This window comes from Lacisediminihabitans sp. (genome assembly GCF_036404185.1).
GTDB lineage: Bacteria > Actinomycetota > Actinomycetes > Actinomycetales > Microbacteriaceae > Lacisediminihabitans.
The window spans coordinates 17,428-35,370 of record NZ_DASWPB010000172.1 but is presented as its reverse complement, the minus strand read 5'-3'; the positions used below and the strand labels follow the sequence as shown (position 1 = coordinate 35,370).

General features: G+C 68.0%; 18 protein-coding genes. 9 read left to right on the top strand and 9 right to left on the bottom strand.

Annotated elements, in window-relative coordinates:
• Positions 1–86: 86 nt before the first annotated feature.
• Together VGC18_RS12390 and VGC18_RS12385 are read left to right on the top strand one after the other, a co-directional pair.
• Positions 87–665 (top strand): hypothetical protein, encoded by a 579-nt coding sequence (locus VGC18_RS12390; RefSeq protein ID WP_331097807.1) that lies wholly within the window; start codon positions 87–89, stop codon positions 663–665.
• Positions 662–1,567 (top strand): nucleotidyl transferase AbiEii/AbiGii toxin family protein, encoded by a 906-nt coding sequence (locus VGC18_RS12385; RefSeq protein WP_331097805.1) that lies wholly within the window; start codon positions 662–664, stop codon positions 1,565–1,567. Before VGC18_RS12390 ends, VGC18_RS12385 begins: the two co-directional genes overlap by 4 nt.
• Here the strand turns inward: VGC18_RS12385 and VGC18_RS12380 are convergent.
• Entirely contained in the window at positions 1,520–2,086 is a 567-nt protein-coding gene (locus tag VGC18_RS12380; RefSeq protein WP_331097803.1) for a hypothetical protein, read from the bottom strand. The genes VGC18_RS12385 and VGC18_RS12380 overlap by 48 nt on opposite strands.
• Positions 2,087–2,285: 199 nt before the next feature.
• Here VGC18_RS12380 and VGC18_RS12375 point away from each other — a divergent pair, with 199 nt between their 5' ends.
• Together VGC18_RS12375 and VGC18_RS12370 are read left to right on the top strand one after the other, a co-directional pair.
• Positions 2,286–2,468: a PspC domain-containing protein gene (locus VGC18_RS12375; RefSeq protein ID WP_331097801.1), complete on the top strand. Its 183-nt coding sequence runs from the start codon at positions 2,286–2,288 to the stop codon at positions 2,466–2,468.
• Between the two features lie 293 nt (positions 2,469–2,761).
• On the top strand, positions 2,762–3,250 hold the full coding sequence (locus VGC18_RS12370) for a GNAT family N-acetyltransferase (RefSeq protein WP_331097799.1): 489 nt from the start codon (positions 2,762–2,764) through the stop codon (positions 3,248–3,250).
• Here VGC18_RS12370 and VGC18_RS12365 read toward each other — a convergent pair.
• Positions 3,247–3,723 (bottom strand): DNA starvation/stationary phase protection protein, encoded by a 477-nt coding sequence (locus tag VGC18_RS12365; protein ID WP_331097797.1) that lies wholly within the window; start codon positions 3,721–3,723, stop codon positions 3,247–3,249. The two genes, VGC18_RS12370 and VGC18_RS12365, sit on opposite strands and share 4 nt — an antisense overlap.
• 135 nt (positions 3,724–3,858) lie before the next feature.
• On the opposite strand from VGC18_RS12365, the gene VGC18_RS12360 reads away from it, so the two are divergent.
• On the top strand, positions 3,859–4,836 hold the full coding sequence (locus tag VGC18_RS12360) for an aldo/keto reductase (protein ID WP_331097795.1): 978 nt from the start codon (positions 3,859–3,861) through the stop codon (positions 4,834–4,836).
• Here the strand turns inward: VGC18_RS12360 and VGC18_RS12355 are convergent.
• On the bottom strand, positions 4,833–5,414 hold the full coding sequence (locus tag VGC18_RS12355; protein WP_331097793.1) for a TIGR03086 family metal-binding protein: 582 nt from the start codon (positions 5,412–5,414) through the stop codon (positions 4,833–4,835). The two genes, VGC18_RS12360 and VGC18_RS12355, sit on opposite strands and share 4 nt — an antisense overlap.
• Positions 5,415–5,646: 232 nt before the next feature.
• Here VGC18_RS12355 and VGC18_RS12350 point away from each other — a divergent pair, with 232 nt between their 5' ends.
• Positions 5,647–6,588, top strand: coding sequence for a cation diffusion facilitator family transporter (locus tag VGC18_RS12350; protein WP_331097791.1), 942 nt, complete (start codon positions 5,647–5,649; stop codon positions 6,586–6,588).
• Positions 6,589–6,681: 93 nt separating this feature from the next.
• Here VGC18_RS12350 and VGC18_RS12345 read toward each other — a convergent pair whose 3' ends face one another.
• Both VGC18_RS12345 and VGC18_RS12340 read right to left on the bottom strand, forming a co-directional pair.
• A complete protein-coding gene (locus VGC18_RS12345; protein WP_331097789.1) occupies positions 6,682–7,239 on the bottom strand; it encodes a YceI family protein in 558 nt (185 codons plus the stop codon).
• 88 nt (positions 7,240–7,327) lie between these two features.
• Positions 7,328–8,335: an aldo/keto reductase family protein gene (locus VGC18_RS12340; RefSeq protein ID WP_331097787.1), complete on the bottom strand. Its 1,008-nt coding sequence runs from the start codon at positions 8,333–8,335 to the stop codon at positions 7,328–7,330.
• A 102-nt stretch (positions 8,336–8,437) separates the two neighbouring features.
• Between VGC18_RS12340 and VGC18_RS12335 the strand changes: the two genes are divergently transcribed.
• Positions 8,438–8,992, top strand: coding sequence for a DUF1697 domain-containing protein (locus VGC18_RS12335; RefSeq protein WP_331097785.1), 555 nt, complete (start codon positions 8,438–8,440; stop codon positions 8,990–8,992).
• A gap of 26 nt (positions 8,993–9,018) precedes the next feature.
• Positions 9,019–10,353, top strand: coding sequence for a DNA polymerase IV (gene dinB / locus VGC18_RS12330; RefSeq protein WP_331097783.1), 1,335 nt, complete (start codon positions 9,019–9,021; stop codon positions 10,351–10,353).
• Here dinB and VGC18_RS12325 read toward each other — a convergent pair.
• The 4 genes from VGC18_RS12325 to glgX all read right to left on the bottom strand — a co-directional run bounded on the left by VGC18_RS12325 (position 10,343) and on the right by glgX (position 17,344).
• On the bottom strand, positions 10,343–10,906 hold the full coding sequence (locus VGC18_RS12325) for a hypothetical protein (protein ID WP_331097781.1): 564 nt from the start codon (positions 10,904–10,906) through the stop codon (positions 10,343–10,345). The genes dinB and VGC18_RS12325 overlap by 11 nt on opposite strands.
• 176 nt (positions 10,907–11,082) lie before the next feature.
• Positions 11,083–12,831, bottom strand: coding sequence for a malto-oligosyltrehalose trehalohydrolase (gene treZ / locus VGC18_RS12320; protein ID WP_331097779.1), 1,749 nt, complete (start codon positions 12,829–12,831; stop codon positions 11,083–11,085).
• Entirely contained in the window at positions 12,828–15,146 is a 2,319-nt protein-coding gene (gene treY / locus VGC18_RS12315) for a malto-oligosyltrehalose synthase (protein WP_331097777.1), read from the bottom strand. The genes treZ and treY overlap by 4 nt, the downstream gene beginning before the upstream one ends.
• Positions 15,146–17,344 carry a glycogen debranching protein GlgX gene (glgX, locus tag VGC18_RS12310; protein ID WP_331097775.1) on the bottom strand — a complete coding sequence of 733 codons (2,199 nt, stop codon included), beginning with the start codon at positions 17,342–17,344 and terminating at the stop codon, positions 15,146–15,148. Before glgX ends, treY begins: the two co-directional genes overlap by 1 nt.
• Before the next feature lie 129 nt (positions 17,345–17,473).
• Between glgX and VGC18_RS12305 the strand changes: the two genes are divergently transcribed.
• Positions 17,474–17,929 carry a nitroreductase family deazaflavin-dependent oxidoreductase gene (locus tag VGC18_RS12305; RefSeq protein ID WP_331097773.1) on the top strand — a complete coding sequence of 152 codons (456 nt, stop codon included), beginning with the start codon at positions 17,474–17,476 and terminating at the stop codon, positions 17,927–17,929.
• Positions 17,930–17,943 lie beyond the last annotated feature (14 nt).

Sequence of the window (17,943 nt, the reverse complement as noted above, 5' to 3'; positions counted from 1 at the left end):
CGATCGGTGCTGAGCGTGTCCTGGTCAACAGAAATAGCACCAGCTATGCTTGACCTGTAGCGATTTCTGTCGGGACGGAAGGCATGATGACCATCGCACTGCCTGACCTCCTGCGCTACCACGATCTTGAGGAGTGGGGGCTGAGCCGTCATCGGCTCGATCGTTTGCTTGAAGCCGGCGATTACGAGCGCATCGCTCCAGGATTTTTTGTTCGGGCCCACTCGATCGATGACACAACGGCTGCGTGGATGGCGGTCGCCGCAAAGAAACCGGACGCGACGCTCTGCCTGTTGTCCGCTCTCGCTCTGCATGACCTGACCGATGAGATCCCACGCGCGAGCGATATTGCGATTCCCCGAGGGGCTCATCCGATCGTGATCCATTACGCGCCGATCACCTGGCATCGCTTTGCGAGGGACACGTTTGCTATCGGTCGCACCGAACACGTCCTGCCCGGAGGACTGACAATCGGTCTGTATTCGCCAGAGCGCACGCTCGTTGATTTGTTTCGTTTACGACACGACTGGGGGAGCGACCTCGCAATCGTCGCGTTGAGGCGGTGGCTTCGTGAGAAAAGAAACAGCCCTGCGCAGCTGCTCGACATGGCCGCCCACTTTCCAGAGGCACGTCCCGCCGTGCGGAATGCTCTGGAAATCCTGCTATGAGCCCTGCCATTGAGCGTGGAACGCCGGCAGGCGATGCACACCTGGCAATCCAACGGCTTGCCCGGCAAACCGGTGGGGATGTGCAGGAACTGCAAACGTTGTATGTCCTCGAGTCGTGGCTCGCCCGCCTGGCCGTGTCTGCCTATCGAGATGACTTCGTTGTGAAAGGTGGTGTTCTGCTTGCGGCCTTCGCGACCCGGCGCCCTACCAGGGACATCGATCTGCGAGCCTCTGGTCTTCCCAATGACGTTGACGAAGTGGCCGCGCGAGCGCGGGCAATCGCCGACCATGAGCTGCCGGACGGGGTCGTATTCGAGTCGGATAGCGTCACAGCCTCGTCGATCCGCGACGATGACCTGTACGCCGGAGTTCGTGTGAAGCTTGTCGGGAGGCTCGGTCGCTCACGATTGACTATCGGCATCGACGTCAATTTTGGCGATCCGATCTGGCCCCAGCTGTCCCTCGTCAAACTCCCGCGCGTCGTCCAGCTGGTGGGACAGCAATCAGTTGTCGTGCTCGGCTACCCGTTGACAATGGTGCTCGCAGAGAAGGTCGCGACCGCCATCTCTCGCGGCGAGGCCAACACCCGTTGGCGAGATTTCGCCGACCTTTACACGCTTATCCGGGGTCATAGCGTCCGAGCCGAGGAACTTGCAGGGTCGCTGGAGACGGTCGCCACGTATCGCGGAGTCGAGCTATTGCCGTTGGCTCCGGCATTGGCCCAGATGCCGCAGAGCGCCCAGTCCAAATGGCGCGCATGGCGCTCCCGCGTGCGTCGAGAGCATGATCTTCCTCTCGAATTCACTGACGTGCTTAGGTCGGTCGCCGGCTTCACCGATCCGATACTCACGGGGCTAGCGGAGGCGACGTGGGATGTCCGGTCGGCGACCTGGATTCGCTAGTTTTTCGGCGCGTCGTCGGTTGTCGTCGAGCATGATCTTGTGCTGAACACAAGCCAGGCAGTCGCAGCTCATGAGCGGGTGCGGCCCGGGAAGGATCGCGGTTCTGGGTAGATGTTCCAGTTCCGGATAGTCGCGAAAACTATAACGTGGCACGCTCGAGAAGTAACCGTCGGGGTCAAAGACGACCTGGCCGAGCAACTCATGATCGGCTAGAGCGGGGAGATGGTTCAATCGTTCGTCCTCCTGACGGAGCCAGTCGCCCGATTCCCCCTTGTGCGATTGCACGGTCCGGGCCACCACGTAGTACTTTGCCGGCCCGGGATGGCGTGTGAGTGCTTTCGCGATGTCTTCGACATGGCTCTCGATGCGGTCGGCCGCCGTGGGCGCCACCACGCCTATGAAGAGGAGACGAAGCCGCTCATCCATACTGAGCACCCACACGGCCCTCTGACTTTCGGCGTCTTTCATTACCTCAGGGCAGAGCAACTGCAAAATGTCGTAGCCGGCTTCGATGATCATTTTCAAACCATAGGGTCGTCCGGATATTGCCATGAGAATTTCTTGCGCCCTTGTGTGCTGGTATGTGTGGCCGAGGGGTGGAGGAGAGGACAGACAAACATCGGCGGCCGATTCCCCCACCAGCGAAATCAGCGGTTCTGCACAAAAGGTGGGGGATAACCCCCATGTGCTGCTGCGTGGTTCGCGAGAGGGTTGACCCATGGCTCAATTGATACGACCGAGACGGGGCAGGATCATCGCCGGGGTGTGTGCGGGCATCGCCGCGCGCTTCGGCTGGTCGCCGTTCGTGGTTCGCCTGGTGTTCCTCCTGTCCTGCCTGCTGCCGGGGCCCCAGTTCCTGCTCTACATCGTGCTGTGGATCCTGGTGCCCTCGGAGGACTAAGGCGCCTGTCTGTGTCGGCCCGTGTCTGTGTCGGCCCGTGTCTGTGTCGGCCCGGGCCTGTGCCGGCTGTGCCTGGTGACGGCTGTGCTGGTTCCTGCCCCGTGGGCGGGCGGGGGCGCGGGTTCCTCTGCGGCTGGCGGCCACGGCGGAGAAAAATCGTCGTGGCGGGAGACATGCCTCCCGCCGCGAGCTGATTTCTCCACCGCGAAAAGCCGTAGCTCCCGCCGCCAGGTGACTTCTCCCGCCGACCGGAGCAGCAACTCCCGCCGCGGAGCATCCAGCAGAATGGGATGGTGAACCTGCGTCCCCTTCGCCCCACCGACCTCGCACGCCTCGTCGAGCTGAACGATGCCGCCTACCCCGCCGTGCCGATCACCCCTCCGGAGGAGATGACCGCGCTGCTCGGCCAGGCGGACTTCACCTTCGGCGTGGTGGATGAGACGGATTCCCTGCTCGGCTTCCTCATCGGGTTGCGTCCCGGTGCGGACTACGCGAGCGAGAACTATCGGTACTTCGATTCGCGCGGGGCGGACTTCCTCTACGTCGACCGCATCGTCATCGATGCGACCGTGCGTGGCGCCGGCCTCGGGCGGATGCTCTACGACGCCGTCTTCGCCCTGGCCCGCGACGAGGCCAGGGCGGAGATCGACTGCGAGGTCAATCTCGACCCGCCCAACCCGCAGTCGCTGGCCTTCCACGACCGCCTCGGCTTCCGGCGGGTCGGCGAGCAGGAGACGAAGAACGGGACCGTCACCGTCGCCCTGCTCGCCGCGCTGCTCTAGAGCCCGGTCCGCGCGGTGCGCTTGCGGGGCTGCATGTTCTCGGCGCTGACCATCCAGGCGTACTGCTCGAGCGTCTCGATGACCTTGTGCAGGATGTCCGCGGTCGTCGGATCGGCCTCGTCGACGTCGTCGTGCACCCGCCTGCAGGTCGCGGCGGCGGCATCCAGGCGCTCCGTGATGAGCGTGATGACCTCGGTGGTGTCTACCTGATCCTCGGGGAACTTCGGCAGCGTCGTGGTGGCGCTCACCGTCTCCGACCGGCCGTCGGGCAGGCAGTGCAGCGCGCGCATCCTCTCGGCGATCTCGTCGGAGAGCAGGCGCGCCGCGTCGATGATCTCGTCGAGCTGGAGGTGGGTGTCGCGGAAATTGGTGCCGACGACGTTCCAGTGCGCCTGCTTGCCCTGGATGTGCAGCTCGATGAGGTCGACGAGAACGGCCTGCAGGTTGTCGGATAGCTCCTTGTTTGCCTTCATGCTTTCAGCGTACGCCGGGGCCGAAGGGGGTAGACGGGCGGCCGTCCGGCCGCTAAGCGGCCGGTTCCGCGACCGCCGAGCCGGCGGTCTCGGCCGAGCTGGAATGGCCCGGCCACCGGGTGCAGACTGGTGATCATGGACTACAGACGTTTGGGAAACAGCGGCCTCGAGGTATCGGCGATCACCCTTGGCTGCATGAGTTTCGGTGAGCCCTCCCGCGGTGCCCACCCGTGGAGCCTGCCGGAGGAGCAGAGCCGGCCGTTCATCCGCCGGGCGCTCGAACTGGGGGTGACCACCTTCGACACCGCGAACGTGTACTCGGCGGGTTCGAGCGAGGAGATCCTCGGACGTGCCCTCGGGGAGTTCGCGAAGCGCGAGGAGGTCGTCATCGCGACGAAGGTGCACGGGCGGATGTTCGCCGGTCCCAACGGGGCCGGCCTGTCCCGTGCGCACATCATGAACCAGATCGACGCCAGCCTGCGCCGGCTCGGCACCGACTACGTCGATCTGTACCAGATCCACCGCTGGGACCCCGCCGTGCCGATCGAGGAGACGATGGAGGCGCTGCACGACGTGGTCAAGTCGGGCAAGGCGCGCTACATCGGGGCCTCGTCGATGTATGCCTGGCAGTTCGCCCAGGCGCAGTACACCGCCGATCTGAACGGCTGGACGCGCTTCGTGTCCATGCAGGACCACTACAACCTCGTCAACCGCGAGGAGGAGCGCGAGATGCATCCGTTCTGCCTCGACCAGGGGGTCGGCGTCCTTCCCTGGAGCCCCTTGGCCCGCGGTCGGCTCACGAGGGACTGGGACGCGACGACCGATCGCACCTCCACCGACGAGTTCGGGCGAACCCTGTATCGCCAGGCCGAGTCCGCCGACAGGCAGGTCGCCGAAGCGGTCGCCTCGGTCGCGTCACGCCGTGGGGTGCCGCGCGCCCAGATCGCGCTCGCCTGGGTCGCCCAGCAGCCAGCCGTCACCTCGCCGATCGTCGGGGCCACCAAGCTCTCCCACCTCGAGGATGCCGCGGCCGCCGTCGAGCTGAGGCTCACTACCGACGAGCTCGCCGAGCTCGAGGCGCCGTACGTCCCTCACGGGATCGCCGGCTTCTAGGCGGGCGGGCAGGGGATGCGGTCGTCCCGCCCGGTGAGGGCGAGCAGCCGCGACTGCAGCGGGGCGTCGTCGGGCATCCGGACGGGGGAGGCGTAGAGGCCGCTCGCGCTCAGGGTCTCCTCCTGGGGCTCGAACACCGTCCACACCGCCTCGACCAGTTCGGTGTCCAGCTGCTCCGGCGCTCCCGTGGCCCTCGCGAGGTCCCAGGAGTGGATGGTCACGTCGCTGGTCTGCTCGCGCAGATACTCCTCCACCGTGACCGTGTCGTAGGAGAGGTGCACCTGGGCGTCCGGTGCCGCCTCCGCCCAGGCGGCGCTCGCCGCGAGGGAGTACAGCCGCCACTCGGCACGCAGGTCGTCGCCGAGCGATGCGATCTTCGGGCCGGCCTGCTCGGTCGTCTGCCCGTTCAGGAGGTGAGGGACCCACTGCTGCTCTTCGACGACGTGGCGCACCAGGTCGCGAACGGTCCACTCGGTGTCGGGCGTCGGCGCGTCCCAGTCGACGACGGCGTCGAGCCGGGTGGCGAACTCCCGGTGTGCCTGCCGCTGCAGCTTCAGCCAGTCCTGGGTCGTGGTCATGCGTGGTGCTCCCTCTGTGTTGCCGTGTTGCTGTGTTGCCGTGTCAGGCCCAACGTCCGGTTCACGGTCCGGCATTCCTCCGGCGACCCCAAACGGTTTCGCTGACAGCAGACACGGACGTCACCAGTATGCGGTCTGCCGGCCGTGCCGGGTGAGCCTTCCGAGAACGGTCCTCATTCCCGACTAGCGAGAACACTGGCATGCCCCCGCTCCGGTTCCTAGAGTTGAGGTGATGGATACCTCGGCGGAGCACGGACACCACGGCCACGGGGTCGACCCCGGCGCCGGACGGGCCAACCGCTCGCGCCTGCTCATCACGATCGGCATCGTGTCTGCCGTGCTGGTCATCGAGGTCGTCGGCGGTCTGCTCTCCGGTTCGCTCGCGCTCTTCGCGGACGCCGGCCACATGCTCTCGGATCTCGCCGGTCTCCTGGTCGCCCTCGTGGCCGGGGTGATCTCCGCGCGGCCGGCCACGGACTCGCAGACCTTCGGGCGTCGGCGCAGCGAGGTCTTCGCCGCCTTCATCAACGGGGCCATCCTGCTCGTCGTCGTCGCCTTCATCACCGTGGAGGCGATCCAGCGGCTGCTGTCGACGGCCGCTCCGGATGTCCAGGCTCCGCTCATGCTCGCCGTCGCCGTCGTCGGCGCGGTCGCCAACACGGCGGGTGTGCTCATCCTCCGCGGGGGGGCGAAGGACTCCATCAACATGCGCGGCGCCTACCTCGAGGTGCTCGGCGATCTCATCGGTTCGCTCGCCGTCATCGCGGCCGGTGTTGTCATCCTCCTCACCGGTTTCCAGCGGGCCGACTCGATCGCCTCGCTGGCGATCGCGGCCCTCGTGCTGCCCCGCGCGCTCTCCCTGCTGCGGGACGTCCTCCGGGTGCTCAGCCAGGGGACGCCCCGTGGCACGGACGTCGCGATGATCCGTGAGCACGTGCTCCGCCAGGACGGGGTGGTGTCGGTGCACGACGTGCACGTCTGGTCGATGACCCCCGGATCGAACGTCTTCTCCGCGCACGTCGTCGTCGAGCAGGAGGTGTTCGGGCGGGGAGGAACGGATGCGCTGCTCGACTCGCTCGACGAGTGCCTGTCGGAGCATTTCGACGTGGCCCACTCCACCTTCCAGCTCGAGCCGGAGGAGCACGCCGACCACGAGGTGGACCAGCACCGCTGACCGCGGCCCGACGACCCGCCTGTCGGCGAAGGCGGGAACGCCGCGGGCACACAAAAGGGCCCCCACGGCGCGGGGGCCCTTTTGTGGGTGCGGCTACTTCTGCAGGGTCAGCTGCACCTCGACGTTGATGGTGACATCATCGCCGAGCAGGAACCCGCCGCCCTCGAGGGCGGTGTTCCAGTTGACGCCGAAGTCCTTGCGATTGATCTTCGTGCTCACCGTCGCCCCGGCCTTGAGCTGGCCGTAGGCGTCGGTCGCGACGCCGCCCAGCTCACCGGTGAAGGTGACCGACTTGGTGACGCCGCGCAGGGTCAGGTCGCCGACGATGGTCAGGTCCTCGCCCGTGATGGAGACGCTGGTGCTCTTAAAAGTGAACGTCGGGTACTCGTCCGCGAGGAAGAAGTCGTTCGTGCGGAGGTGGTTGTCACGATCCTTCTGGTTCGTGTTGACGGAGGCGACCTCGACGGTCGCCTCGATCGTCGTGTCCTTCGGGTCCTCCGTGGTGACGACAGTCACATCGAAGTTCTCGAACGAGCCGCGGACCTTGCTGATCGCGAGGTGCTTCACCGAGAAGGTGATCTCGGAGTGGGCCGGGTCCAGTTTCCAGGTGCCGGCGACGTAATCGGGGTGGATGTCAGTTGTGTTGGTCATAGTCCCATGCAAGCGCATAAACCCGCGGAGTATTCCGAAATAGGTGACATGTCACAAAAATTTACACAATGTTTCGATCGAATCCGGCTCAGGAGCCGGGACGCGTCTCCGGAGACACCGTCTTGGCCGGATCGCGGTCGGCGAGGTGGCCGATCACGGCGTCGATCTGATCGAGGGTCTCCTGGGGCAGCACGACACCGGAGGCCTTCGCGTTCGACACGACCTGCTCCGGGCGGGAGGCGCCGATGATCGCCGCGGAGACGTTCGGGTTCTGCAGCACCCAGGCGACGGCGAGCTGAGCCAGGTCGAGGCCGACCTCGCTGGCGATCGGGCGGAGATTCTGGACGGCACCGAGCACGTCGTCGGCGAGGAACCGCTTGATGGTGCTCTCCCCGCCCTTCTTGTCCGTCGCCCGGCTGCCCTTCGGCAGCGGGGCTCCCGGCAGATACTTGCCGCTGAGCGCGCCCTGCGCCACCGGCGACCAGACGATCTGGGAGATTCCGAGCTCCTGCGATGCGGGGATCACCTCCGGTTCGATCACCCGCCACAGCATTGAATACTGGGGCTGGTTGGAGATGAGCTGGATGCCGAGCTCCTTGGCGAGGGCGGCACCGGCGCGCAGCTGGGTCGCGTTCCACTCCGAGACGCCGATGTAGAGCGCCTTGCCCTGGCGCACGACGTCGGCGAAGGCCTGCATGGTCTCCTCCAGAGGCGTCTCGAGGTCGTAGCGGTGCGCCTGGTAGAGGTCCACGTAATCGGTCTTGAGCCGGTGCAGGGAACCGTCGATCGACTCGAGGATGTGCTTGCGGGAGAGTCCGGAATCGTTGGGACCCTTCGGCCCGGTCGGCCAGTAGACCTTCGTGAAGATCTCGAGCGATTCGCGACGCTCACCCCTCAGCGCCTTGCCGAGCACCTTCTCCGCGGCCGTGTTGGCGTAGGCATCGGCGGTGTCGAAGCTCGTGATGCCCACATCCAGGGCCGCCTTGACGCATTCGGTGGCCGTCTCGTTCTCGACCTGGCTGCCGTGGGTGAGCCAGTTGCCGTAGGTCAGTTCCGAGATCTTGAGTCCGCTGTTTCCGAGATACCTGAATTCCATGGTGACCAACTTACGCGCGAATGGTGAACGGTTCGGTGTCGACCGGGCGACCACGACGAAATGCCCGTTTTGCCGCGGCCCGCGCGTGGGTAGCCTCGGGAGATGACCAGATACGTCGCCCTGCTGCGGGGGATCAACGTCGGCCCGTCGACGGCGGTGCCGATGGCGCGGCTGGCGGAGGTCTTCGAACGGGAGGGCGCGGAGAACGTCACGACGGTCCTCCGCAGCGGCAACGTCATCTTCGACGCCCCGGACGGGCTGGGGGCGGATGCCGCCGGTCCCTTCGAGGCGGGCATCCTGGCGGAGACCGGCGTGCGCTCCGGTGTGCTGCTGCTGGACGCGGAGACCTTCGTCCGTATCGCCTCCGCGAATCCGCTGCTCAGCGCGGACAGGGACGGCTCGAAGCTCTTCGTGACCTTCCTCTCCCGGAACCCCGAGACCGTGCGGGTGCCGGATCCGGCGGACCTCGCGCCGGAGGCCCTGGTCGTCGGGGACGGGGCGGTCTACCAGTGGATGCCGGACGGCAGCCAGCGGACGGCGGTGCCGAAGTCCTTCTGGGGCCAGTTCCCGGGGACGATCACCGCCCGCAATCAGAACACCGTCGACAGGCTGCTGACTCTGCTCGATCCCCACTCCGATGTCCGCGGTCTCGGGTAGATTGCCGGTGGGATGAGCAGGGCGGGATGAGCAAACAGGACGGCAGCAATCGGCAGGTCAGCGCGACCTCCGTCGACAGCAGCACCGCGACCATCCTGCACGTCGATCTCGATGCCTTCTTCGCCTCGGTCGAGCTGCTCGATCGGCCGGAGATCGCCCATCTTCCGGTGGTGGTCGCCGGTCGTTCCGCCCGCGCCGTCGTGACGGCGGCCAACTATCCGGCGCGCAAGTTCGGGGTGCGGTCGGCGATCCCGCTCTCCCAGGCGATGCGACTGTGTCCCACCGCGATCGTGCTCGAGCCGCACTTCGAGAAGTACCGCCACTATTCGGCCGCGGTGATGTCGATCTTCGACGACATCACCCCGCTCGTCGAGAGGCTCGGCATCGACGAGGCCTTTCTCGACGTCGCCGGCGCGCGCGGGGTGTTCGGGCCGCCGGCCGAGGTCGCCGAGCTGATCCGCCGGCGCGTCTTCGACGAGACCGGGCTGCACTGCTCGGTCGGTGCCGCGTCGACCAAGTTCGTCGCGAAACTGGCCTCCGGGCGGGCGAAGCCCGACGGGCTGCTGGTCGTTCCCGCGGAGGAGACCCTCGATTTCCTGCATCCGCTGCCCGCTGGGGCGCTCTGGGGCGTCGGCGCGGCGACGGAGGAGTCGCTCGGCAAGCGCGGCCTGCGCACGATCGGCGACATCGCCCGCACGCCGCTCGCGGCCCTGCAGCGCGCGGTCGGAGAGGCATCCGGCCGCAAGCTGCACGACCTCGCCAACGGGATCGATCCGCGCCCGGTCACCACCCGGTCGATCGAGAAGAGCGTGGGGCACGAGGTGACCTTCGAGGTGGACACCTCGGACGTGGAGACGCTGCGCCGCGAGCTGCTGCGTCAGTCGAGCGCCGTCGCGGTTCGTCTGCGCGCGGGTGGCTGGACCGGTCGCACGGTCGTGCTCAAGCTCCGCTATGCCGACTTCAGCACCATCACCCGCTCCCGCACGCTCGCGGAGCCGACGGATGTCGGGCGCCGTATCTACGAGGAGGTCCGGTCGATCTACGAGGGTCTCGATTCCCGCCGCGCCGTGCGGTTGATCGGGGTGCGGGTCGAGCAGCTCACGGACGGCGAGGGATGTCAGCCGGGCCTCTGGGACACCGACGAGGGCTGGCGCGACGCGGAGGACACCATGGACGCGGTGACCGCCCGTTTCGGCCGCGGCATGATCCGGCCGGCATCGCTGCTCTCCGCCGGCCCGCCGCGCGGCGACGCGAGCAACGCGCATCGCATCGACTACGAGGAGCGACCGCCGGAGGAGGACCGGCACGAGGGGCCGCCGGACACGGGGCGTGCGCCCGGGGGACGTGCGTCTAGGCGGTAGGGGCAAGCCGCTGCCGGAGGAAGGCGACCACCCGCTCCCGCGCGGCGAGGGCCGGATGCCCGGGCACGTCCCGCACCTCACTCGTCAGCACGGAGTGGGCGCGTGCCGGGAAGCCGCCCGCATTGCCGGGTGAGGAATCGAGCTCGATGATCTCGAAGGCGTCTCCGAGCCGAGCCGCGAGCGCCTCGAACCGGGCGCGTGGCACGGTGCCGTCCTCGCTGAACCGCAGACCGAGTGCGCACACGGCGCCCTCCTCCGCGCGCAGGGCGACCCGGTCGAGCTCGGCCGCGGAGAGGCCGGGGTCGATCCTCCGCGCCCTGCCGAGCGGGAACGGCACGGCGGGCTGGCTGACGACGGAGGCGAGCACCGACTCGTCGACGGCGGTCGCCAGCGCGAAGCCGCCGGTGAAGCACATGCCGATGACGCCGACACCCCGGCCGGGAGTCCGCGAGGCGAGATCGGCGGCGACCGCGCGCAGGAAGTCGGTGATCGGGCGGTGCGCGTTGGTGGCGAACGCGCGGAACTCCGCCGAGACGCAGAGGCGGGAGATCACCCGGAATGAACAGATTGCGGATTCGCAACTGAACGGTTTGCGGTTAGTGGCATGAACACTCATCGACCTGCCTCAGCCTAAGAATGCGACAAGAAGAGCTCTTCCCCAAGGAGTGAGTCGGGCATTCACGGGAGACACGAGAACCGAACTGTCACCAACGTCCCGACCCAGTACACCTAGTCGGTCGGCGGATCCGCCTCGGTCGCCGGAGCGGATCGGGCGAGGATGACCACGCAGTGGCCGGGAAGCACAACCTCCGACTCGGATGCCCCAGCGTCCGCGGAGCTCGCCAGCAGCACGGATCCGCCGACGGGAAGCGCTATCGGGTAGTCCGCGAAATTCACCACGATGCTCGTCAGTCCGCGGTGCACCACGAACCACTTCTGCTCGTCGTCGAACTCGCACGAGACGCGGTCGAACCGCGGATCGGTGAGGTCCGGGCGCTCCCGCCGCAGCGCGGCCAGCCCGCGATAGAAGGCGAGCAGCTCGGAGTGACCGGCGGCCGTCGCCTGGTCCCAGTCGAGCTTGGATCGATGGAAGGTGTCCGGGTCCTGCGGATCGGGGACGATGTCCGGATCCCAGCCCATGCGCTCGAACTCCGCGATGCGGCCCTTCGCCGTCGCCTCGCCGAGCTCCGGCTCCGGATGCGCGGTGAAGAACTGCCATGGCGTGGTCGCTCCCCACTCCTCGCCCATGAAGAGCATGGGGGTGAACGGCCCCGCCAGGGTGAGCGCCGCGGCGATCGCGAGCTGCCCGCGGTCCAGCCGGGAAGACAGGCGGTCGCCGACGGCGCGGTTGCCGATCTGGTCGTGGTTCTGGTTCGCCACGACGAGCCGCCAGGTGGGCATGGTCGCGGTGACGATCGGATGCCCGTGGTCCCGCTCGCGGAACGAGGAGTAGGTGCCGTCGTGGAAGAACCCGCGGGTGAGGACCTTGGCGAGCGCGTCGAGGTGCTCGAAGTCGGCGTAGTAGCCGGTGGTCTCGCCCGTGAGGGCGACGTGCACCGCGTGATGGAAGTCGTCGCTCCACTGGCCGGTGAGGCCGTAGCCGCCGCCCTCGCGGGGCGTGATCAGCCGGGGGTCGTTGAGATCGGACTCCGCGATCAGGCTGAGCGGGCGCCCGAGGAACGCGGAGAGCGCATCCGCCTCCTCCGCCAGCTCCTGCAGGATGTGCTTGGGGGAGTCGTCGACGAGCGCGTGCACCGCGTCGAGCCGGAGGGCGTCGACGTGGTAGTCGCGCAGCCACATGAGGGCGTTGTCCACGATGTAGCGGCGAACGGCGGGCTCGTCCAGATTGATCGAGGCGCCCCAGGTGTTCGCGCTTCCCTCGCGCAGGTATGGCCCGAAGCGCGGCAGGTAGTTGCCGCTCGGCCCCAGGTGGTTGTAGACGACGTCCTGCACGACGGCGAGCCCGCGCCGGTGGCAGGCGTCGACGAAGCGCTGGTAGGCGGCCGGACCGCCGTAGGTCTCGTCGACCGTGTACCAGAGCACCCCGTCGTAACCCCAGTTGTGGTCGCCGTTGAACCCGTTGACCGGCAGCAGCTCCACGAAGTCGACGCCGATCGAGACGAGGTGATCGAGCCTGCCGATCGCCGCCTCGAGCGTCCCCTCCGGGGTGAAGGTGCCGAGGTGGAGTTCGTAGATCACTCCTCCCGGCAGCTGCCGGCCGGTCCAGCGTTCGTCGCTCCAGACGAACGCGCCGGGATCGACGGTGCGCGACAGGCCGTGCACCGACTCCGGCTGCCTCCGGGAGCGCGGGTCGGGCAGCGGCTTCTCGTCGTCGTCGATCAGGTAGCCGTAGTCGGCGCCCGTCAGCCCCTCCGGCGCCGACCACCAGCCGTCGCCGACCGCGACCATCGGATGCCCGGTGCCGTCCAGCAGCAGCCTCACGGTCGCGGCGGCGGGCGCCCACACCTCGAAGCTCATGAGCCCTCCCCGTCCATGACGAGCAGGGCGACCGGGTAGTCCCCGAGCAGCTCGGACAGCGCGGTCTCCCCTCCGTCGAACCGTCGACCGGTGAGGACGTCGGTCACGGGTCGCCCGGGGAGCAGCAGGAGGGTGTCGGCCCATCCGCCGACGCGGTCGAGGCCGATCGGCAGGCGGGTGGCCACCGTGATCGCTCCTCCGCGGTCGAAGGCGACGACGTGCTTCGCGGCGGGGCCGACCGCGGCGAGGGGAACGTAGCGTGTGAACAGCTCCGGACGGTCGCGGCGCAGCCGGAGGGCCCTGGTCGTCACGAGCAGCTTCGCCGTCCCCGTCGCATCGATCGGCGGTCTCGCGCCGGCGTCGATCGCGGCGAGGTAGAGCCGACGCTCGTCGAAGTCGACGGGCCTGCGGTTGTCCGGATCGACGAGGGAGGTCTCCCACAGCTCGCTGCCCTGATAGACGTCGGGAACCCCCGGCGCGGTCAGCTGGATCAGTTTGGCCGACAGTGAGTTGCTCCAGCCGGGCATCCGCACGGTCTCGACCAGGCCGGCGACCAGGGCCGCGACGTTCTCGTCGTCGAAGATCGAATCGACGAGCGCGTGCATCCGCGTCTCGAATTCCTCGTTCGGATCCGTCCACCCGGTGGAGTCGCCCGCCTCCCTGGCGGCCTTCTCCGCGTAGGCGTGCAGTCGCTCCCGGCTCGCGGGCCAGGAGCCGACGACGGCCTGCCAGAGCAGGGACTCGAGCGGTCCGTCGCCGAGGGGGGCCGCCTCCCGCAGCCGGGAGAGCGATTCCTCCCACTGCGCGGCGATCTCGGCGAGCACGCTGATGCGGGCACGGACGTCTTCGCCGCGCTTCGTGTCGTGGGTGGAGAGGGTGGTCAGGGAGAGCGGATGGCCGGCCTGGCGACGCTGCTGACGGCGATGGAACTCGTCGACCCCGATCGAGAACTCCGCCGGATCGGCCCCCACCTCGGTCAGCGAGGTGAGGCGGGTGTAGCGGTAGAACGCGGTGTCCTCGACGCCCTTGGCCATGACCATGCCGGAGGTCTGCTGGAAGCGGATCGCGGCCGGCTGGGTCCTGTCGCTCAGCACGGGCAGGAGCAGGTCGACCGTCTCGGCGAGGTCGGGGCGGCGCATCCTCGCGGTCGCGGCGGCGGCCTCGAGGTGCTCGGCGCCGAGCGGGAGGTAGGAGCGGTAGACGGGAAAGCAGGCCAGCAGCTCGGCGATCGTGTCGGCGACGGGGGCATCCTCGGCGAGGTCCCCCATCGCCGCGCGGGCCTCGCGGTCGAGGCGCAGGACCTCGGAGCGCAGGATCCCGTCGGCGACGGCGCGCTTGGTCTCGTGGATGAGCTCCGGCAGTGACACCGGGCCATCGCTGGCCCGCAACCGCGAGTCCAGGGCGTCGAGCGGCGCCTGGCCGTCCGGATCGACGAACAGCCGGTCGATGTCGGCGAGGGCGTCGTAGCCCGTGGTCCCCTCGCTCGCCCAGGCGGCGGGCAGCGGCTCGTCGCCCTCGAGGATCTTCTCCACGAGCACGTAGGCGCCGCCGGTCGCCGCGGCGAGCCGCTCCAGGTAGCCGCCCGGGTCGGCGAGGCCGTCGGGATGGTCGACCCGCAGGCCGTCGGCGATGCCATTCTCGATCCAGCGGACGATCTCGGCATGCGACTCGGCGAACACGGCGGGCAGCTCGACGCGGACGCCGGCCAGGCTGTTCACGGCGAAGAAGCGGCGGTAGTTGAGCTCGGCGTCCGCCCGTCGCCAGTTCATCAGCTCGTAGTTCTGCCGCGCGTGGACCTCCCGCGCGGAGGCGCCGTCGTCGGCGGTGCCGGGGGCGAGCGGGAACCGGTGGTCGTAGTAGTGCAGCTCGTCGCCGACGATCTCGAGCTCGTCGAGGGAGTCGTCGCCGAGCACGGGCAGGCGGACCTTGCCGCCGCCGAAGTCCCAGTCGACGTCGAAGGCCTCGGCGTATCGCGAGGCGCGGCCGTGCTTCAGCAGGTCCCACCACCACGGGTTCTGCACGGGGGTGGCGACGCCGACGTGGTTCGGCACGATGTCGATCAGCAGGCCGAGGCCGAGGCGGCGGGCGGCCGCGGAGACCGCATCCAGCCCCTGGGCTCCTCCGCGGGCGGGGTCAACGAGGGAATGGTCGGTGACGTCGTAGCCGTGATCCGACCCATCCTCCGCCTTGAGCAGGGGGGAGAGGTAGAGCCAGTCGGCGCCGAGCTCGTGCACGTAGTCGGCGAGGGCCGCGGCCGCCTGCAGGTCGAACGACGGCGTGATCTGCAGCCGGTAGGTGGACAGCGGGACTCTCATCAGCCCACGTCCGGTCGTTGGGTCTGGGTGGGAGCCGCTCCCGCGAGGGAGCTCAGCGACGCGGCGACGGAGTGGTCGGTGTCGACCTCGGGACTGGTCCACTCCCGCATGACGACGAGGGACTTCGCGACGACCGGGATCACATCCCCGGCGCGACGGACGGCCGAGTCGGCCTCCGCCCCCGCGGTGTCAACGACGATCTCCCAGGCCCCGGAGAACTCGGCGCTCGGAAGGGTGAAGTCGACGGCGTCGTCGTGGGCGTTGAAGAAGATCGCGAAGTGACGGTCGCTGATGCGCTGCCCGCGCGCGTCCCTGCTCGGGATGCCGTTGCCGTTGAGGAAGACGCCGATCGAGCGCCCGAAGCTCGAGTCCCAGTTCTCCTCGGCCATCTCCGTCCCCGCCGGGGTCAGCCAGACGATGTCCGGCATGGGCTCGCCCTCGCCGCGCTTGACCGGCCGGCCGTCGAAGAAGCCGCGGCGGCGGAAGGTCGGGTGCTCCTTTCGCAGTCGGCTGAGCGCGGAGACGAACTCGATCAGCGGGGTGTCCGCCGTGTCCCAGTGCACCCAGGAGATCTCGGAGTCCTGGGCGTAGGTGTTGTTGTTGCCCCGCTGGGTGCGGCCGAGCTCGTCGCCGTGCAGGATCATCGGGACGCCCTGCGAGAGCAGCAGCGTCGCGAGGAAGTTGCGCTGCTGGCGCGCCCGCAGCGCAAGGATCGCGACATCCGTCGTCGGCCCCTCGACACCGCAGTTCCAGGAGCGGTTGTGGGATTCCCCGTCGTTGTTGTTCTCGCCGTTCGCCTCGTTGTGCTTCTCGTTGTAGGAGACCAGATCGGCGATGGTGAAGCCGTCGTGGGCGGTGACGAAGTTGATCGAGGCGACGGGACGACGACCGTCGTCCTCGTAGAGGTCGGCCGAGCCGGTGAGGCGCGAGGCGAACTCCCCGAGGGTCGACGGCTCCCCCCGCCAGAAGTCCCGAACCGTGTCGCGGTACTTCCCGTTCCATTCCGTCCACTGCGGCGGGAAGTTGCCCACCTGGTATCCGCCCGGTCCGACGTCCCACGGTTCCGCGATGAGCTTCACCTGGGAGACGATCGGGTCCTGCTGCACGAGCTCGAAGAAGGTCGACAGCTTATCGACGTCGTAGAACTCGCGGGCCAGGGTGGAGGCCAGATCGAAGCGGAAGCCGTCGACGTGCATCTCGGTGACCCAGTAGCGCAGGCTGTCCATGATGAGCTGCAGGGAGTGCGGGTGACGCACGTTGAACGAGTTGCCGGTGCCGGTGTAGTCCATGTAGAACCGCTCGTCGTCCTCGACGAGACGGTAGTAGGCCTCGTTGTCGATGCCGCGGAACGAGATGGTCGGCCCGAGATGGTTGCCCTCCGCCGTGTGGTTGTAGACCACGTCGAGGATCACCTCGATGCCGGCGTCGTGCATGGTGCGGACCATGCCCTTGAACTCCTGCACCTGCTGGCCCTCGTCCCCCGTGGAGGAGTAGCCGTTGTGCGGCGCGAAGAAGCCGATGGTGTTGTACCCCCAGTAGTTGCGCAGTCCCTTGTCGAGAAGCGTCGAGTCCTGGACGAACTGGTGCACGGGCATGAGTTCGAGCGCGGTCACACCGAGCTTCTGCAGGTGCTCGATGATCGCGGGATGGGCGAGGCCCGCGTAGGTCCCGCGCTGGTCCTCCGGCACCTCGGGGTGGAGGTTGGTGAGGCCCTTGACGTGGGCCTCGTAGATCACGGTCTCGTGATACGGGACCCGCGGATGCCTGTCGCCGGCCCAGTCGAAGAAGGGGTTGATGACGATCCCCATCATCATGTGACCGGCGGAGTCGTCGTCGTTGCGCGAGTCTGGATCGCCGAAGTTGTAGGAGAACAGCGACTGGTCCCAGTCGAGGTCGCCGCAGGTGGCCTTGGCATAGGGATCGAGCAGCAGCTTGTTGGGATTGCAGCGCTTGCCCGTGGCCGGATCGTATTCGCCGGTGACCCGGTAGCCGTAGCGCTGACCCGGCTGCACGAGCGGCAGGTAGGCGTGCCACACGTGGGCGTCGACCTCGACGAGCTCGACGCGGGTCTCGACGTTGTCGTCGCCGAAGAGACAGAGCTCCACCTTGTCGGCGACCTCGCTGAACAGCGCGAAATTCGTTCCGCTCCCGTCGAAGGTCGCTCCGAGCGGGTAGGCCGATCCTGGCCAGGTTTCCATGCTTCTCCCTCGCGTGACTGGTGTCTCACCGTAACCCGAAAGGGCGTTCGCGATCAGCGCAACACCATTCGGCGCGCGCCGCTCCGCGCCGAGGCGGCCCGGTTCTCGGGCGCGGAGTAGCCTCAGATGGTGAGCATAGAGCCGGGGACAGACCCCCTCAACCCCATTGACAACGACACCGCCTGGGTCGCGACTCAGATCGCGGAGTACGTGGCGACCGACGGCGCGAGCCCGCAGTTCCGTCCCGGTGTTCCCCTCCTGCTGCTGACCGTCAAGGGGCGGCAGTCCGGCGCCTGGCGCAGGACGGCGCTCATCTATGGCGAGGACGAGGGGCGGTTCGTCGTCGTCGCCTCCCGCGGAGGCGCACCGAGGCATCCGGTCTGGTACCTCAATCTGCGGGAGAACTCCGAGGTGTACGTGCAGGTGGGGGCACGTCGGTTCCGGGCCACGGCGAGGACCGCGAGCCAGGAGGAGAAGCCGGACCTCTGGGCCAAGCTGGTGGCCATCTACCCCGAGTATGCCGACTATCAGACGAAGACCGATCGGGAGATCCCCGTCGTCATCCTGGATCCGCTCGACGACTGATCAGCCGTTCCCTC

What these genes read in the sequence shown, in the direction of transcription:
- VGC18_RS12340 (WP_331097787.1), bottom strand. Translation starts at nt 8,335, where the DNA reads ATGGAATTCAGGTATCTCGGAAACAGCGGACTCAAGATCTCGGAACTG.
- glgX (WP_331097775.1), bottom strand. Translation starts at nt 17,344, where the DNA reads ATGGAAACCTGGCCAGGATCGGCCTACCCGCTCGGAGCGACCTTCGAC.
- VGC18_RS12385 (WP_331097805.1), top strand. Translation starts at nt 662, where the DNA reads ATGAGCCCTGCCATTGAGCGTGGAACGCCGGCAGGCGATGCACACCTG.
- treY (WP_331097777.1), bottom strand. Translation starts at nt 15,146, where the DNA reads ATGAGAGTCCCGCTGTCCACCTACCGGCTGCAGATCACGCCGTCGTTC.
- VGC18_RS12355 (WP_331097793.1), bottom strand. Translation starts at nt 5,414, where the DNA reads ATGACCACGACCCAGGACTGGCTGAAGCTGCAGCGGCAGGCACACCGG.
- VGC18_RS12375 (WP_331097801.1), top strand. Translation starts at nt 2,286, where the DNA reads ATGGCTCAATTGATACGACCGAGACGGGGCAGGATCATCGCCGGGGTG.
- VGC18_RS12335 (WP_331097785.1), top strand. Translation starts at nt 8,438, where the DNA reads ATGACCAGATACGTCGCCCTGCTGCGGGGGATCAACGTCGGCCCGTCG.
- dinB (WP_331097783.1), top strand. Translation starts at nt 9,019, where the DNA reads ATGAGCAAACAGGACGGCAGCAATCGGCAGGTCAGCGCGACCTCCGTC.
- treZ (WP_331097779.1), bottom strand. Translation starts at nt 12,831, where the DNA reads ATGAGCTTCGAGGTGTGGGCGCCCGCCGCCGCGACCGTGAGGCTGCTG.
- VGC18_RS12350 (WP_331097791.1), top strand. Translation starts at nt 5,647, where the DNA reads ATGGATACCTCGGCGGAGCACGGACACCACGGCCACGGGGTCGACCCC.
- VGC18_RS12360 (WP_331097795.1), top strand. Translation starts at nt 3,859, where the DNA reads ATGGACTACAGACGTTTGGGAAACAGCGGCCTCGAGGTATCGGCGATC.
- VGC18_RS12345 (WP_331097789.1), bottom strand. Translation starts at nt 7,239, where the DNA reads ATGACCAACACAACTGACATCCACCCCGATTACGTCGCCGGCACCTGG.
- VGC18_RS12365 (WP_331097797.1), bottom strand. Translation starts at nt 3,723, where the DNA reads ATGAAGGCAAACAAGGAGCTATCCGACAACCTGCAGGCCGTTCTCGTC.
- VGC18_RS12390 (WP_331097807.1), top strand. Translation starts at nt 87, where the DNA reads ATGACCATCGCACTGCCTGACCTCCTGCGCTACCACGATCTTGAGGAG.
- VGC18_RS12380 (WP_331097803.1), bottom strand. Translation starts at nt 2,086, where the DNA reads ATGATCATCGAAGCCGGCTACGACATTTTGCAGTTGCTCTGCCCTGAG.